We start from the raw sequence: 16,468 nt of genomic DNA, 5'->3' as shown, positions 1-16,468 counted from the left end.
GGGGAGAATCCAAAATTGCAAGATAAGTGTGGTATTGTAGGTATATATTCTCATAACGATTCAAAAAACGTGGCTTCCCCTATATATTTTGGTCTCTATGCTCTACAGCATCGGGGACAGGAATCTGCAGGGATATCCACCCATAATGGTCAGGATTTAAATACCTACCGGGGCATGGGTCTGGTGTGCGACGTTTTTAATAATGGAAAAGTGGATGAATTAGAAGGTCAGGTGGGTATTGGTCATGTAAGATATTCCACCACAGGCAGCTCACTTCTGGAAAATTCACAACCTTTTTTTAGTGAGTTCCAGGGTGGAAATATAGCCATTGCCCATAATGGCGATATAATTAATTCCATGGAACTCCGCCAGGAGTTAAAGGCCCAGGGCCACCAATTCCGATCCACCACAGATTCAGAAGTAATCTGTCACATGTTAAGTCGGGAATACATCAAAAATCAGGATATGATTGAATGTATAAAGGCTGTTACCCGGCAATTGATTGGATCCTATTCCATGGTAGTGCTGGTTAACTGTGACCTTTACGTGGTCCGGGACCCTCTGGGTATGAAACCACTGGCCCTGGGCCAGAAAGAGGATTTAAATATGGTGGCCTCAGAAACAGTGGCCTTTGATGTAATTGGGGCTAAACTACTACGGGATGTGGAACCTGGTGAAATCATACTGCTCAATGATAAAATCACCAGTTATAAAATGGACACCTCCTGGATTAAAAGGGCCCACTGTATGTTCGAATATGTGTACTTTGCCCGACCAGACAGCATCATCGACCAGAGAGATGTTTATCAGGTGCGCTTAAATATAGGTAAAGCTCTGCATCAGGAGTTCCCGGCCAAGGCCGATGTGGTGATGCCGGTACCGGATTCTGCCATTACCGCCGCTATAGGATATTCCCGGGCTTCAGGACTACCCTATGGTGAAGGACTAATCAAGAACCGTTACATTGGAAGAACATTTATCATGCCCACCCAGGGTGAAAGGGAAACCTCGGTAAAACTCAAGATGAACCCTATAATCTCTGAACTGGAAGGTAAAAGTATAGTGCTTTTAGATGACAGTATAGTAAGAGGAACCACCTCCAAGTCATTAATTGATGTACTAAAACAAACCGGAGTAAAAGAAATTCACCTGAGAATAGGGTGCCCTCCCATAATCTCCCCCTGTTACTATGGGGTGGCCATGGCCACTAAAAAAGAATTAATTGCGGCCAATCATTCAGTTCAAGAAATTAAAGAGTCACTGGGTGTGGATTCACTGGGATACCTTTCCCTGGAATCCTTAATTAAATGCATTGGCATTGATAAGGAACAGCTATGTACCGGATGTCTGGATGGGGAATACCCTACTGAACTTCCCCGGGACCTGGAACTCTATGAATCCTGCCGATGTTAAATAATTATTTTTCAAATCTTATTTTTTATAAATCTAAATAAAATGGTTAATATGGTGGAACTATTATCTCCTGCAGGTAACTTCACATCCCTCAGCTCCGCCCTAAAAAACGGGGCTGATTCGGTTTATATTGGTATACAGGGATTCAATATGAGGGCCCATAGCACCAACTTTTCTCTAAGTGAACTGGAAAAGGCGGTTAATATGACCCATAAACATGAATCCAGGCTGTATGTGTGCACCAATACCATGATGAGAAACCAGGATTTGGATGGGCTGGAGAAAATGCTACCTGGTGTGGTTGAATCCGGGGTGGATGCTCTTATTGTATCTGACCTGGGGGCACTGGAATTAATCCGGGATCACCACCTGGAGGCCCACTATTCAGTTCAGGGCAATGCATCCAATACCCGCACCCTGCACACCTTAAAAAAACTGGGTGTTAAAAGGGCTATTCTATCCCGGGAACTATCCCTGGATGAAATAAAACAAATAAGTAGCAAATCCCCACTGGAAATAGAAGTATTCATTCACGGGGCCCAGTGTATGGCCCTATCTGGACGCTGTTTTTTAAGTAGCTACCTGTACCAGAAAAATGCTAATTGTGGGGAATGCCTGCAGCCCTGCCGTAAAGTGTGGAAGATGGAGTGTGAAGATGGTAGCAAACTTATATTAGAAAAAGAGGATAATATGACTCATTTTTTGAGTCCCCGGGATATGTGCATGATTGAATACATACCGGAGTTAATGGAGTCAGGGGTAGCTGCTTTTAAGATAGAGGGGCGGGCTAGAAGTGCAGATTATGTAGGGGAGGTCACCCGGGTTTACCAGGAAGCAATTAATACTTATCATAATGGATGGTCCTTTAAAAGCCAATGGTTAGATGATTTAAAAAACGTATTTAACCGGGGCTTTGATCAGGGCTTCTACTTCCAAAAACCCCTGCAGGATAGTCCCTCCAACCAGTCACCCTATATAAAAAAAGACGTGGGTGAAGTGGTCAATTATTTCTCCCAGGTAAAAGCAGCAGAAGTAAGATTATGGTCTGATTTAAAACTAGGAGACGAACTTATTATTCAGGGCCCCACCACCGGATTTGTAAAACAAAAGGCAGAATCCATGCAGATAGAGGGATTAGATATTACAAAAGCTATAAAAGGACAAAATGTGGGCTTAAAGGTGGATGAAAAGGTACGGTCAGGGGATTTAGTTTATAAAAAAGTTAAAAGATAACTCCTTCTAATTTTTTTATTAGATAAAATAAATCAATTAAACATTATACTTATTTAAAGCAAAAAGAATAATTATTTCATGTTGAAAATTACTTTGATTATAAAATCCCATCTAAAAAAGGAGTTGATGAATTGATAGAAATTCAAGATGCCATGCAAAAAGAGGTAATAACCTTTAAAGAGGCAGATAAGATTAGTGAAGTTTCTAAAACTTTAAGGGATCATAAGATTAGTGGGGCCCCGGTGGTGGATGATAAGTGGAAAGTTGTGGGTATACTCAGTGAAGGGGATATTATGCGGCTTTTAGAAGTCCATTCTCCTAATTTAAATCTTATCTTACCTGCACCGTTGGATTTAATTGAATTACCAGTGCGCATGAAATACGAATTTGATGAGATAGCAGCAGGAATAAATAAAGCTGCAGTGGAGAAGGTCTCATCCATCATGACCCGGAAGGTGATCACCATTACTCCTGATAAATCCATTTCTGATGCAGCCGAACTCATGGATCAACACCAGATTAACCGCCTTCCAGTTGTGGATGAAGAGAATAAACTGGTTGGTATTCTCACCAGGGGAGATATTATCGGTGCTATGGTGAAATCTAATGAGTAAAACCAAACGTATAGCCATTTATGGCAAGGGAGGTATTGGTAAATCCACCATTGTATCCAATATAGCCGGAGCCTACAGTGAGGATAAAAAGGTTCTGGTAATAGGATGCGACCCCAAGGCAGACACCACCCGTACCCTCTATGGCTCCCGACTGCCCACCATATTAAACATCATCAAAGAAAAAAGGAATGCTGGAAGAAAGGATGTTATATTCAGTGGATTTAACCAGGTGATGTGCACCGAAAGCGGCGGTCCAGAACCTGGTGTGGGCTGTGCTGGTAGAGGAGTTATTGTGGCCATGAGTCTTTTAGAGAGGCTAAATGTCTTTGAAGAAGACCTGGATGTGGTTATCTACGACGTACTGGGTGATGTGGTCTGTGGGGGGTTTGCAGTTCCTTTAAGGGAAGACTATGCTGATGAAGTTTACATCGTAACTTCTGGAGAGTACATGGCCCTTTATGCGGCTAATAATATCTCCAGAGGTATAAAAAAATTAAAAAGCCGTCTGGGAGGCATAATCTGCAACTGTAAAGGTCTGGATAATGAGGAAGAGGTGGTATCACGTTTTGCCCGGAAAATAGGCACCAAAGTAATCGGAGTTATACCCCGCAACCAGCTGGTCCAGAAAAGTGAATATGATGCTAAAACGGTGATGGAGAAGTTCCCAGATTCAGATATGGCGGAGATGTATCGTGAACTCTCCCGGGCCATTTATAAAAATTCAGATTTCATCCTCCCCACTCCACTGGAAGATGAGGAATTTGAAGAGTTTTTTCAGAAACTTTAATAATATTTTAAGTTTCTGATTATTTTTTTTATCTAATATTAAAGACTATTTCAGGGATAACTGGGATAAATCCTGTGGAACTAACTTATTTTTTAAAAATGAATCTTTACAGATTTTAATTGATTCTGTTGAATCTTTAAAATAGAATAGATGAGATTTACAACGGCAATCTGATGAACCAAATCCAGGTATTTCTTTAGATTTCAGGGATATATTACTTGAGATAGCACACTCCACCTTATGGGGGTTACTGGCAAACACTACTTCTATTACTCTGGTGTGAGGTGCAGCTAAAAGGTAGTCCACATGCCAAAATAATTTCTTGGATGAGGAAAGATGTCTTTTTATGCGGCCTGGCAATGAATTAAGGGCAGATCCTACATAGACATAAAAACCTTTTTCAAAATGAAAATTACCCTTTTTTCCTACAGTAAGGTCACATTCTTTTTTATTTTCAATAATCAAGCAGTAAGTTCCTTTCATTTTTTTCCAGATTAAAGTTTTTTTTATTCATTGTTGTTTTTTTAAGGATTTAAAAACCTCACCCCTTTCATCCATATATCCAAATATTTAAATATAATGATATATATAAAAGGGGTATGAAATCATGTGCTACTGATGAGAGTTCTGCTGAAAAACTGATAAAACTAAGACAGGGCTTACCCTCAGACGAAAATTTGTATGCAACTGCTGAGGTTTTAAAGGCCCTGGCAGATCCCACCCGCCTTAAAATACTGCACTTACTAAAAAACGGTGAACTATGCGCTTGTGAAATAATTGAGGTACTGGATAAACCCCAGCCCACCGTATCCCATCATCTAACTTTATTAAAAAATGCAGGATTTTTGAAATGGCGAAAAGAAGGAGTATGGATACATTACCAGCTATCCCATCCAGATATCATGGAACTTGTAGACCAGATTATGAATAATATCCATTGAAAAGCTAATATAAAGGTGATTAAATGGCCAATAGAAGCATAAAAAGTAAAAATTTATCCTTTTTTGAAAAATACCTTACAGTATTCGTATTCGCCTGTATCATACTGGGCATACTACTAGGCCGAAGTGTCCCGGAAATGGCCCTGACCCTGGACTCCTACACGGTATTCAACGTTTCTATACCTATAGCTATAGCCTTATTTTTCATGGTATACCCTATCATGGTTAAAATAGACTTTGGACAGGTTCTAAAGGCGGCTAAAACACCACGCCCGGTAGGCCTGACTCTGTTTTTAAACTGGGTGGTGGCCCCCCTTTCCACCTTCCTCATTGCCTGGTTCTTCCTGGGATACCTCTTTGTGGGTTTTTTACCGGGAACAGAGATAATAGCCACCGGGCAGCAGATAGAACTCTGGCGCAGTTACCTGGCAGGGGTAATAATCCTGGGAATAGCTCCCTGCACCGCCATGGTTTTAATGTGGAACTACCTGGCCCGGGGTAACGACGGACTAACTCTCATTATGATAGCAGTAAACTCCCTGGTAATGGTAGTGGTATATGCTCCACTGGCCAGCTTCCTATCAGGAATATCCCAGGTACCCTTACCCTGGGAAACCATAGCCTTTTCAGTGGCCATATACGTATTCTTCCCTCTGGTAAGTGGATATTACACCCGTAGATGGATAATAAAAAACAGGGGATGGGAATGGTTTGAAAAAAAATTCCTGCGATTTATACAGCCCGTGAGCATAATAGCCCTTCTAGCCACACTAATACTCTTATTCACTTTCAAAGGCGAAGTAATAGTGGACAACCCCTTAACCATATTCTGGATAGCAGTACCTATCTTTGTAAATGCCATCTTTGTATATGCCTTAAGCTACTTTTTCCTGGCCCGGAAACTGAAACTATCCTATGAGGACGCTGCTCCAGCCTCTATGATTGGGGCTTCCAACCACTTTGAAGTGGCTATAGCCACTACCATACTCATTTTTGGTCTGGGATCAGGAGCAGCCCTGGCCACCGTGGTAGGGGTTTTAATTGAAGTACCACTCATGCTCATGCTGGTGGCCATATCCAAAAAATACTGCGGACTTTACGCGGAATGTCACCTGGGTGAAGAACAGTGCCCTGTAAACAAAGAAACTGCCCTTACCTGTAAGGAAGAAGAAGAGAGCATTAGCTGTAATATTGATAAATCAGACTAGGGAGATGTAAAATGTTTGAAAAAATTCTATTGCCTGTTGATGGTTCCTCAGTGAGCTTAAATGCAGCTAAATATGCTATTATGCTGGCTCAGGCCCATGGCTCTTTTATTTATGTATTGAATGTTCTGGAATCCCGGCCCACCTCCGGGGTAACCATGAATATCTTAAAAAAAGAAGGGGAAGAAGCCCTGGAGAAAGTAGCCCAACTATTTAAGAAAATGGAAACTAAACCCTTAAAAAAAGAATACATGATTAAAGAAGGTCTGGCTTCTGAGGAAATATTAAATATGGCCCGTACAGGGGTGGACTTAATTGTTATTGGTGGATCTGGAAAACACCGATTAGAGAGATTTTTACTGGGTAGTGTGGCTGAAAAAGTGGTAAGGGACGCTAAATGCCCGGTTTTAACCGTGCATTAATCCGATATTTTTTAAGCAAGAATTAATGATTATAAGGAGATATAATATTGAAAGATAAAGACTGTGGATGCGAAGAAATAGAAAAATCACGGATAAATAAGGTTAGTGGTATTGAAGAATCTTATAATGATTCAGATTGTGCTGGTGACGGATTTGAAGAAGTATCTAATTGTGGCGGTGGAGAAAAAACACTTAAAAAATCATGTTCAGATACTCAATCACAAAACGACGGATGTGGCTGTGGGGTGGAAGAAAATAAATCCATGGAAAAAGAATCTTCTTTGGAAGAAGGTTGTGGTAGTGGATGTTCCTGTGGATGGGATAAAGAATACCCGGACCTATCACAGGTAGAAAATCCTCTGGAAATGAAAAAAATGGTTGATGATGTATTTATCCAGAAATTTGAAGAATATGCCCATAAACTGGGAATTTCCAGTATAGGATATACCTCCTTTAATCCAGATATTTTAATTGGAGATAAAAAGGTGTACTATCCCCAGGCCATAGTCCTCACCATGCCCATGGATCGCAAAATCATAAAAACACCTCCGGGTGAGGAAGCCCAGAGTTATAATGACGCGGCCTATGAGAAACTGGGTAAAATAACCTATAAATTATCTGATTACCTGCGACAAAAGGGCTACTCCACCCAGGTAGCCCACCCTTATGAAGCCCTGGTGGATTTATCTGCACTGGGGCAAAAAGCTTCCATGGGACTTATAGGTGAAAGTGGTCTTCTAATAACTCCAGAATGTGGCCCGGCACAGAAAATATCTGCCATATTCACCACCATGGAAAATTTACCCCTAAGGGAAGAAAACCCCCATACCTGGATAAGAGATTACTGTAATAGGTGTGGAAAATGTATCAAAGCCTGCCCGGAAAAAGCATTAATTGAAAAAGAAACTTGCTGTGGCAAAGAAGTAATTTTAATACAAAACCAGTGTATAGGTTGTTCTAAGGGGTGTACTTACTGTATAGAGGACTGCCCCTTTGATACAAAAGGATATGATCATATAAAAATCAGGCATGATAAACTTCTCTCAAAATTAAAAGAAAAGAATAAAGTAAATTAATACTTTTTTCTTTTCTTGAAGGAACAATTTCCCAAATTTTTTTAGTAAAATTTATATAAAAATAAACCCATAATATTATTAGCGTTACTATCTGGCCTTTAATTACCGTGGGGGTGATTAAATGGCAAATAATTACCATCTGACTCTTTATAATAATTATTTCAAGGATTTTTCTTTGAGATAAAATTAAAAGCAGCATTCCTACTAATTAATGATGGTAACTATTTTTCCCGTATAAAAAATGCTTTTTTTAAAAAGGGGCCAGATAGAAACCAAATTTTTAATTTTTCAATGAGGATTTTTTCATGATTAAATATGTTTTCTATGCACAAGGACACCCTAATGTAAGTTCAAAACACCGTTCCACCCTGGAAGTAACTCTGGATCCGGAAATAGGAATCCAGGCAGATTGCATAATTGGAGTTAAATCTGATAAAACCATGCTTGATTTTCCAGAAGAATTAAAAAGAGCCATAACACGTGAAGGGGCACAAGTAAGGATGGTTTTAAGTACAACTCATCATCAGGATGAAATAAGAGGAACCGGGCACCCTGATTTAAGTCTGGATCATCCCACCGATATGGTCGCTCGGAAGAGTGATTATATCTGCAGCCGCACCCTGATGATTAAAGCAGATAAAGCTGCCTGTGATTTAAATCAAGATCTAATTGAGGATTTAAAAAAGAGTAAAACCCTGAAAGTGGAGATAATTCTAGAATAATCAGGTAACTCTAATTCTATAATATATAGAATCAATTAAAATTGGCTTATAAATTGAATTAATATAAATCTTAAAATGCATAAAATTTTTTAAAAATATTTTTTTTTAGTGCAGGGGACGGGATTCGAACCCGCGAAGGGACTACCCCACTAGGCCCTCAACCTAGCGCCTTTGACCGCTCGACCACCCCTGCTGGCACCTAATCTACATATAAATTAGAGCATACCATCCTTTCTAAAAACAGGTATTTAAATGTTGCTCTTAATTTCCTATTAAAAAAAAAATTTATTTAATTATTCTTTTTTTTCCATGGGCTTTCCACAGCAGACTATGGCACACTCATCACAGCCACACTCTTCTTCCACATTGATGGTCAAGCCACACACTTCACATCTGTATTTTTCGCCTTTTTTTGCTACCATAATTTCACCTCTAGTTAATTGTATGCTCCGGGAATATTTAATTTTTTGTAATATCATTTCCTGATAATAATGATCAGGTATTAAATAGCATAACAAAATTTTAATAAGGATTTAATTAATTTATAATTATGAAGGCCATTAGGGGAGTAGAAGACGGTGTGCTGGTAGATATTGAAGTTTCCCCGGGATCCAGCGGATTTTCTATAAGTTCCTATAATCCCTGGCGAAATAGGATAGAAATAAGAATACGCTCTATCCCCCAAAGGGGGAAGGCCAATAAGGAGATAATTCAGGAATTTAGCACTATAACTCATAAAGAAGTGGAGATTGTATCTGGCCATAAAAGCCGGCAAAAAACCATAAAAATATTTGATACCGTTGAAAATGAAATAAATAGAATAATAAAGGACCTTATATCCTGATTATGGATAAATTGGAATTAATTTCTGAAATAAAATCACTCTCTTTTTTCTTGAAAAGTTCGCCTTTCTTAAAATTAATATTAATCTCGTATACCTTTTTTATGTAAATTCCAAGGAAAATAGTAAACATTATATATACTGGAAAACATAGGTTCTGTTAGTGAAAATTTTCAATTTAATATACTTTTGAAAAAAGGGAGGTAATTTGATTTGATTTCAACGGTAACTACTACCACCACCACGGTGACCACCACGGATGTAATGGCCTACAGTGTCATAGCAGTTATTGCTCTTATTGCATTTCTGGCCTTGAAAGAGATTTTGAGTTCAGAAGCAGAAAATAGTAACCGTATCAGTTCGTTTATAAAGGGATCCAATGTAGCCATTGTACCTTTGCTACTGGTATTTGCAGCTGTTGTTGCTTACCGGGTAATAACTATATTATAGGGTGGTATCATGAATCGTAATACTGGAATTTTAATTATAGCAGTTATTGTAATAGTTATTATAGGTGCCCTTGCCGCTTTTATGATGCCTTCAGCAGAAACTGCAACAGCATCCCAGACTTTGATGGTTATAAATAATAATGCTCCTGATCACTGGGCTAAATCAGTAGTTGTAATGGAGAATGTCACTAAAAAAGATGGATCCATCACCAATGTCTATGTAGAATCCTGGAAAGAACCTTCTACTGGCCAATCAGTTGTTAACTTAACTAAGGAGTTAGGATATGATAATGAGGCCCTACCGGCAGGAACCACTTTCCGCATGAAAATGTGGTCTGAACCCTACAGTGCTAATTCTACTGGCGAGGTTAATATGAATCTAAGCCTTAATGGGGGAGATGAAAACCACATAGACAATGAAACCACTAAATTTGATATAATCGCTTCTCATGTTCTATACCAGCTACCTGCAGATATAACCCAGGGTAAAACCGAGATCACTCTGGATGCAGCTAAAGGAGCTGCTTTCTTAGAAGGTATGAACACTATATATGTGGAAGTAATTGTAACAGTCAATGCCGATGGTTCAGTAACTATAACCCCAGTAACCCAACCGGTACTGTGTGAATTGATTGCGGGAATAAGTTAAAAACTTAAATTCCTATTTTCTTCTTTTTTATTTTATCTAAACTTATTTTCATACTTATATTACTTATAAACAATTTTAATCAACTAAGATCATAATAATATACTAAAAGGGTTTCTAGTCAAATTTTTTATAAATCGCGAGAATTGTATATTTTTTAATTATAAAAGGTGTAAATCATGAAGGCAGTAATACCCGCCGCTGGTTTAGGGACCAGGTTTTTACCGGCAACTAAAGCACAACCTAAAGAAATGTTACCTGTTTTTGATAAACCCACCATCCAGTACGTGGTGGAAGAGGCAGTGGCCTCTGGAATAGATGATATTTTAATTATCACTGGTAAAGGTAAAAGGTCCATCGAGGACCACTTTGACCGGGCCTTTGAACTGGAATACTTCCTCCGGGAAAATGGAAAAAATGATTTTCTACAGGAAGTAGAATCCATTAGCGAACTGGCTGATATATACTATGTTCGTCAGAAAAAACAAAAAGGACTGGGGGATGCTATTTACTGTGCCCGTAAACACATTGATGGAGAACCATTTGCGGTACTATTGGGAGATACCATCACCAGTTCCCCGGTGCCCTGCACCAGAAAACTTATGGATGTATATGAAAAATACCAGGCTTCGGTCTTAGCAGTAGAAGAAGTACCCCGAGAGAAAATAGAACGATACGGTATCATCAAGGGCCAGGAAGTAGAACCCTCACTCTATTCCATAGAGGACATGGTGGAAAAACCACCCCTAAGTGAAGCACCCTCTAACCTGGCTATCATGGGACGATATATATTAGAAAGTGAAATATTTGACCATATTCAGGAAGTACCCCCTGGTTTTGGAGGAGAAATTCAACTTACCGATGCCATGCGACTCTTAAATAAGATTTATGGGGTGGTCTTCCAGGGAAGAACCTATGATATAGGAAATAAAGTGGAATGGCTTAAAACTTCCATTGACTTTGCCCTGGATGATAAGGAAGCCCGGGTTGAACTTTTGGAATACATGAAAAATGTGATGAAGAATATGTAATTCTTCAACTTTTTTTTTAAATAATTATGTCACACTTTATTATAATTTCATTCAACTTTTTTTTTAAAACAATCAGGCCACGGTTTTTATTTAAGAGGTATGAATTTTTAATCATATGTCCTCTGATTTTTTAGTTCTTTTACCTATTTCTCCAGAGATTAACATCATCACGATTATGCTCAGGGAATATACTACTATTATCATGGCCATCACCTCGTATTGGGCACTGAAGTTAGCCAGAGCCACTACAAAAGCAGCTGATGAATTTCTTATAGCAGTTCCCATACCCAGCACGGTTTTTGTATTTTTTGAAGGTCCTCCCAGCATATATCCTATAAAATATGAGGCCAATACAAAAATTAAAGCAGCCAGTAATCCTCCGGTACCAAATACTGACAGAAAGTCCTGATAATTAAGACCCAAATATAAAAGCACCACAACAAAGAGGAATATATTGGATATTTGATTAAAGGTGGGTTTAATAATCTCAGCCAGTTTACTGTATCTCCATTTTAAAGCAGTTCCCCCCAGTAAGGGTAGAAATATCAAAACCAGTAATGAAACTGCTATGGATAGCGAGTTTACAGAAATATCAGGTAAAAGAAAAGAAAGTGAAAGGGGCAGATAAATTAAAGTAACGGTGGATAAAATTAACATCAATCCCACGGCAAAGGCCATATCGGCTTTTATAAACTGTACCAGTTTAAGCATAAAGGGTGATCCTGCTCCAGCAGCCATTAAAACCAGTCCAATAGCCAGGCCAGGTTGGAGGGGGATTAATTGTAATATGATATAAGTTAAAAGCGGTACCAGTATGAAATTTGCTGCTAAAGATTTTAATATGAGTTTTTTATCTTGCAGGGGTTCTATAAATTGTTTTGGAAAAAAACTAAGCCCCATAGACAACATGGTAGAAACAATATAAATTAAAATGCTCAGATTAGCAAATTGCTGTAATATTACTTCCATTTAAACCTATCTCCTAATATTGTATATTATGATTTGAAAATCATTAACTTGAGCTTAAATTACTATTTTATGCACACCATCCCTGCTTTTTTTTTTAAACTCATTTATAATCAGCATATAATTTTTTATGCCATTTCCAGGCAGTGGCTATAATATCTTCCAGTTCAACCCATTCTACTTTCCATCCCAGTAATTCTTCTGCCTTTTTAGAGCTTCCAAGCAGCACAGGGGGGTCTCCTAGTCGTCTATTTTCCTCTTCTACCTGGATATCTTCACCGGTAACCTTTCTACAGCACTCAATGACTTCCCGTACTGAGAATCCCTGTCCATTACCCAGATTAAAAATCTGACTTTTATTATTCTTTTCCAGGTATTCCATAGCTTTTATATGGGCCTGGGCCAGATCCAGAACGTGTATATAATCCCTAATACAAGTTCCATCTGGTGTGGGGTAATCTGTACCAAAAATAGAGATTCTATCCCTGACCCCTAAAGCTGCATCCAGAATAAGAGGTATAAGATGGGTTTCTGGTTGGTGCCATTCTCCGGTTTTTGCATCTGGAGTAGCACCTGCAGCATTAAAATATCTTAAAGAAATGTAATTAAAATCATAGGCCCGAGAAAAATCACGGAGCATCTCTTCTACCATTAACTTACTCCTGCCATAGGGGTTAATAGGGTTCAGGGGATGATTTTCAGTCAGGGGTATTTTTTCAGGAACTCCATAAACTGCACAGGTAGATGAAAAAATAAAATTTTTTACCTTATTTTTAATCATGGATTGTAAGAGATTCAGGGTATTAGTGGTATTGTTATGGTAGTACCTAATTGGGTGGGTGACTGACTCTCCCACATAGGTAAAGGCCGCAAAGTGCATCACCCCACTGATGGGGTAGTCCTGGAATATTTTATCCAGAAGCTCACCATCACCCAGATCCCCTTCAATTACATCTGCTCCCGGGATTAATTCATGGTGTCCGTAACTGAAATTATCCAGGATAAGTGTATCATATCCATTTTCATTAAGTACTTTATTAACATGGGAGCCAATGTATCCTGCTCCCCCTACAATTAGAATCATAATATCATCTTTTAAATTAAATAGCAATACTTTTTCAAATTGACGTATAATACTTGGTTTATTCTACCTTAAATCCTCACCTATCCAAAAAATAATCTCAGGGATTTAAGCGGCTCCCACTAATAACCATATAAATGTACCATAGGGGGAGTACTATCAGGTAATAAAGGTTGAATTTGTTCCAGGGATTTACTCTTAAACCATGATACAGGGGATTAACACAGCACAAATCAAAAAGACATTTTTTAGAGATGGAAGGTCTTTGGGGGAGATATTCACGAAAAATATAACTGGAAAGTTTCACGGAATCCTGGTACCAGGCGGATAAATCATTAAAAGTGGTATTATCTCCATGTATACGGTAAGCGGCCAGTGCTTCCGGGATAAAATAGAATTTATATTTAAAGGCCAAATCCAGGTAAAGTTTATGATCATTTAGAAACCTTAATTGTGTATCAAACTCCAGATCATCTAAGAAACTTTTTTTGAGCATTATACTGGACCCGAAAATGAAATTCCCCTGAATCAGCTCCTGGAAAATATCTCCTGATTTTTGAGAGGATTTGTAAATATGGGTGAATTTTTCACCAGCAGCCTCACTTTTATCATTCAGGATTAGCCCTTCACTCCACACTATTTGATTATCGTTTTTTTTAAGAATTTCTAATTGTTTTTCTAATTTTCGGGGGTGCCAAACATCATCTGAGGCTATTAATGCCACAAAATCCCCTTTAGAACACTTAAGAGCCTGATTTAAAGTAGAAGCAATTCCCTGGTTTTTAGTATGCCTTTTAATATGGATACGATCATCCTTTTGGTAGTTATCTAAAATTAGAGGGGAATTATCCTGAGAGGCATCATCAATGATAATTAGCTCCCAATCAGCTTCAGTCTGATTTAAAACACTGTTTATGGCTTCCTCCAGGTATTTTCCATGGCTATAGGAAGGCAAGAGGACACTACATAGAGGCATGATCTATAACCTCACAAATCCGGTTAACTTCCTCCTCTTTCAGCCAGGGATAAAGGGGTAGAGAAAGTATGCCCTTTGGGACCTGCTCCGTGCAGGGTAAATATGAATCTCTCCAGGGTAAATAAGCGGGCTGTTTATGAACCGGGGTAGGATAATGAATCCTGCTTTCAATACCATTTTTAAATAGTTCTCTCTGGATTAGATCTCTTTGGGGAGCATTTATCACATAAAGATGATACACATGTTTTCTGTTTTCCTTCTCCTGAGGTGTTCTAACCCCGGGGGTTAGTTGATCATGGTATATTCTGGCCAGTTTTCTTCTTTTTTTATTCCAGCTATCCAGATATTTGAGTTTAAGGGACAATATGGTGGCCTGGATTTCATCCAGGCGACTATTTATGCCTATTTTAGTATGGAGGTTCTTTTTTTGCTGTCCATAGTCCCTCAAGTTTCTAATTTTCTCCTGAACCTCACGGTGTTTGGTTAGAACCATGCCTCCGTCACCATACCCTCCCAGGTTTTTAGTAGGATAAAAACTAAAACAGGACACATCACCCAGACTACCCACTTTAGACCCTTTATATTCTGCTCCATGGGCCTGACTGGCATCTTCAATTAGATAGAGATCATGTTCCTGGCAGATTTCATTTAACTTATCCATTTCTGCCGGTTGACCATACAGGTGAACTACTAAAAGAGCCCTGGTGTGAGGGGTAATTTTTTCCACCACTCTCTCCGGATCGATTAGATAGGAATCTGGTTCAATATCCACCCATACCGGACGCGCACCATTTAAAACAATAGCATCCGCGGTGGAAATAAAGGTATGAGCCACAGTGATTACCTCATCATTTTTCCCTATACCCAGGGATTTAAGAGCTAAAAAAAGAGCATCAGAACCTGAATTCACTCCTGAAGCATAACGGGTCCCGATATAACGGGAAAAATTCTTTTCAAATTCTTTTAAGGCCGGTCCCATAATATAATAACCACTAGAAAGAGTTTCTTGTAGAGATTCGTTCAGCTCTAATTTCAGAAATTCATATTCCCGGGTTAAATCCATGAAACTTATCATTACCGCTCACCTTAAATATCCATCCTATAAAAATCATGTATCACTGCTCTTGCTCCAAAACTTTCTTTAAATTTAATTAAACCCTGATTCAAATAATTGCCCTGGGTTTGTGTGGAAATTCCAAAACTAAAATATTTTTTGTCGGTATAAAAATCATTAATCAAAAAACTAAAGATCAAATCTATAGCCCGGGACTTTATACCCTCCGGGTTAGAAGTCTGGTACTGGGCATGAGCCACCTGTGTACTTTCATAGACCACCACCCCGGAGATTATTTCCTCCTTTTTTTCCACCACAAATAACTTTATGTTATCTGGAAATCTACTGGATAATAATTCCATTTCCTGGGGGGTGTGGGTGGCCACCGTGTTATACTTATTTTGCAGATTAATATTCTCCATTTCTATAAATTCCCTAAATCTATCACTTATGGAGACTTCAAGACCATTATCCTGACTTTTTTTAAGGTTTCTTCTCCGGTTCCGGTTAAAAGAAATTCTCTCATCCATTTTAATGGCGGAAGATACATCTCTTCGAACTAAACGGGCCTGATTTCTAAAAAGAGCATATAGATCTTCTTGCGCGGGGATTAAATGATATATATGGGGTATGACCTTGTAAAATAATGTTTTAAAGCCCTCCTCTTTCAGGTATTGCCTTAAACTCCTGAAAATATCCAGCATCAAGGTGGTTTGCATCTTTTTACTGGTAATCATCCCCCCGAAACTCAGGCCACTGTGGCTTGTTAACTGTCCACCCTCCCTATGGGCTGGTAGCAGGGCTATTAGTTTATCATTTTTATAAAACATCAGGGAATTATCACAAAATAAAGATGAATGGTAATCCATGTAATTACGATCAAATAAGAATAATCCATTTTTGGAATTTTCATTGAAATTATTCCATAATGCATAGTCTTCAGGGTGATAAACTTTTATCTCCATATTAAAACCCTACCGGTGGAATGTAAATTAAAATATTAAATCTGGA

The 16,468-nt window shown here is 38.7% G+C and carries 20 protein-coding genes and 1 tRNA gene; 13 read left to right on the top strand and 8 right to left on the bottom strand.

Annotation, left to right across the window (positions count from 1 at the left end):
- The first annotated feature begins 15 nt into the window (after positions 1–15).
- The 4 genes from purF (at position 16) to cfbC (ending at position 4,047) form a co-directional block, all read left to right on the top strand.
- The gene (gene purF / locus HYG87_RS02440) at positions 16–1,413 is read left to right on the top strand and encodes an amidophosphoribosyltransferase (protein WP_211533653.1); all 1,398 of its coding nucleotides are present in this window, start codon (positions 16–18) and stop codon (positions 1,411–1,413) included.
- 51 nt (positions 1,414–1,464) lie between these two features.
- Positions 1,465–2,646, top strand: a complete 1,182-nt coding sequence (locus HYG87_RS02435) for a peptidase U32 family protein (RefSeq protein WP_211533652.1) — start codon at positions 1,465–1,467, stop codon at positions 2,644–2,646.
- 131 nt (positions 2,647–2,777) lie between these two features.
- A complete protein-coding gene (locus tag HYG87_RS02430; RefSeq protein WP_211533651.1) occupies positions 2,778–3,260 on the top strand; it encodes a CBS domain-containing protein in 483 nt (160 codons plus the stop codon).
- The gene (cfbC, locus tag HYG87_RS02425) at positions 3,253–4,047 is read left to right on the top strand and encodes a Ni-sirohydrochlorin a,c-diamide reductive cyclase ATP-dependent reductase subunit (protein ID WP_211533650.1); all 795 of its coding nucleotides are present in this window, start codon (positions 3,253–3,255) and stop codon (positions 4,045–4,047) included. The genes HYG87_RS02430 and cfbC overlap by 8 nt, the downstream gene beginning before the upstream one ends.
- Before the next feature lie 45 nt (positions 4,048–4,092).
- Here the strand turns inward: cfbC and HYG87_RS02420 are convergent, their stop codons facing one another.
- On the bottom strand, positions 4,093–4,530 hold the full coding sequence (locus tag HYG87_RS02420; RefSeq protein ID WP_211533649.1) for a GIY-YIG nuclease family protein: 438 nt from the start codon (positions 4,528–4,530) through the stop codon (positions 4,093–4,095).
- 116 nt (positions 4,531–4,646) lie between these two features.
- Here HYG87_RS02420 and HYG87_RS02415 point away from each other — a divergent pair, with 116 nt between their 5' ends.
- From HYG87_RS02415 to HYG87_RS02395, 5 genes are all read left to right on the top strand, one after another.
- Positions 4,647–4,988: an ArsR/SmtB family transcription factor gene (locus HYG87_RS02415; protein ID WP_211533648.1), complete on the top strand. Its 342-nt coding sequence runs from the start codon at positions 4,647–4,649 to the stop codon at positions 4,986–4,988.
- Positions 4,989–5,011: 23 nt separating this feature from the next.
- On the top strand, positions 5,012–6,196 hold the full coding sequence (arsB, locus tag HYG87_RS02410) for an ACR3 family arsenite efflux transporter (protein WP_211533647.1): 1,185 nt from the start codon (positions 5,012–5,014) through the stop codon (positions 6,194–6,196).
- 11 nt (positions 6,197–6,207) lie between these two features.
- Complete coding sequence (locus HYG87_RS02405) at positions 6,208–6,615, top strand: universal stress protein (RefSeq protein ID WP_211533646.1); 408 nt, start codon at positions 6,208–6,210, stop codon at positions 6,613–6,615.
- 47 nt (positions 6,616–6,662) lie between these two features.
- Positions 6,663–7,691, top strand: coding sequence for a 4Fe-4S binding protein (locus tag HYG87_RS02400; RefSeq protein ID WP_249164872.1), 1,029 nt, complete (start codon positions 6,663–6,665; stop codon positions 7,689–7,691).
- Positions 7,692–7,999: 308 nt separating this feature from the next.
- Positions 8,000–8,413, top strand: a complete 414-nt coding sequence (locus tag HYG87_RS02395; RefSeq protein WP_394357459.1) for a DUF371 domain-containing protein — start codon at positions 8,000–8,002, stop codon at positions 8,411–8,413.
- 109 nt (positions 8,414–8,522) lie between these two features.
- On the opposite strand, the gene HYG87_RS02390 is transcribed toward HYG87_RS02395, so the two are convergent.
- A tRNA-Leu gene (locus HYG87_RS02390) sits at positions 8,523–8,606 on the bottom strand.
- A gap of 100 nt (positions 8,607–8,706) precedes the next feature.
- Positions 8,707–8,835 carry a hypothetical protein gene (locus tag HYG87_RS02385; protein WP_211533644.1) on the bottom strand — a complete coding sequence of 43 codons (129 nt, stop codon included), beginning with the start codon at positions 8,833–8,835 and terminating at the stop codon, positions 8,707–8,709.
- Positions 8,836–8,963: 128 nt separating this feature from the next.
- Here HYG87_RS02385 and HYG87_RS02380 point away from each other — a divergent pair, with 128 nt between their 5' ends.
- The 4 genes from HYG87_RS02380 (at position 8,964) to galU (ending at position 11,380) form a co-directional block, all read left to right on the top strand.
- On the top strand, positions 8,964–9,257 hold the full coding sequence (locus tag HYG87_RS02380; RefSeq protein WP_211533643.1) for a DUF167 family protein: 294 nt from the start codon (positions 8,964–8,966) through the stop codon (positions 9,255–9,257).
- 210 nt (positions 9,258–9,467) lie between these two features.
- Positions 9,468–9,704 (top strand): hypothetical protein, encoded by a 237-nt coding sequence (locus HYG87_RS02375; RefSeq protein WP_211533642.1) that lies wholly within the window; start codon positions 9,468–9,470, stop codon positions 9,702–9,704.
- A 9-nt stretch (positions 9,705–9,713) separates the two neighbouring features.
- Entirely contained in the window at positions 9,714–10,352 is a 639-nt protein-coding gene (locus HYG87_RS02370) for a hypothetical protein (RefSeq protein WP_211533641.1), read from the top strand.
- A gap of 176 nt (positions 10,353–10,528) precedes the next feature.
- Entirely contained in the window at positions 10,529–11,380 is an 852-nt protein-coding gene (galU, locus tag HYG87_RS02365) for a UTP--glucose-1-phosphate uridylyltransferase GalU (RefSeq protein WP_211533640.1), read from the top strand.
- A 111-nt stretch (positions 11,381–11,491) separates the two neighbouring features.
- On the opposite strand, the gene HYG87_RS02360 is transcribed toward galU, so the two are convergent.
- The 5 genes from HYG87_RS02360 to HYG87_RS02340 form a co-directional block, all read right to left on the bottom strand.
- A complete protein-coding gene (locus HYG87_RS02360; RefSeq protein WP_211533639.1) occupies positions 11,492–12,349 on the bottom strand; it encodes a bile acid:sodium symporter family protein in 858 nt (285 codons plus the stop codon).
- Between the two features lie 100 nt (positions 12,350–12,449).
- Positions 12,450–13,430: a UDP-glucose 4-epimerase GalE gene (galE, locus tag HYG87_RS02355; protein ID WP_211533638.1), complete on the bottom strand. Its 981-nt coding sequence runs from the start codon at positions 13,428–13,430 to the stop codon at positions 12,450–12,452.
- Positions 13,431–13,527: 97 nt separating this feature from the next.
- The gene (locus HYG87_RS02350; RefSeq protein WP_211533637.1) at positions 13,528–14,403 is read right to left on the bottom strand and encodes a glycosyltransferase family 2 protein; all 876 of its coding nucleotides are present in this window, start codon (positions 14,401–14,403) and stop codon (positions 13,528–13,530) included.
- A complete protein-coding gene (locus HYG87_RS02345) occupies positions 14,390–15,478 on the bottom strand; it encodes a DegT/DnrJ/EryC1/StrS family aminotransferase (RefSeq protein WP_211533636.1) in 1,089 nt (362 codons plus the stop codon). Before HYG87_RS02345 ends, HYG87_RS02350 begins: the two co-directional genes overlap by 14 nt.
- An 11-nt stretch (positions 15,479–15,489) precedes the next feature.
- Positions 15,490–16,422 carry a GNAT family N-acetyltransferase gene (locus tag HYG87_RS02340; protein WP_211533635.1) on the bottom strand — a complete coding sequence of 311 codons (933 nt, stop codon included), beginning with the start codon at positions 16,420–16,422 and terminating at the stop codon, positions 15,490–15,492.
- Positions 16,423–16,468 lie beyond the last annotated feature (46 nt).

Source organism: Methanobacterium alkalithermotolerans (assembly GCF_018141185.1).
GTDB lineage: Archaea > Methanobacteriota > Methanobacteria > Methanobacteriales > Methanobacteriaceae > Methanobacterium_F > Methanobacterium_F alkalithermotolerans.
The sequence above is the reverse complement of the archived record's forward strand: the minus strand, read 5'-3'. Positions and strand labels throughout refer to the sequence as shown.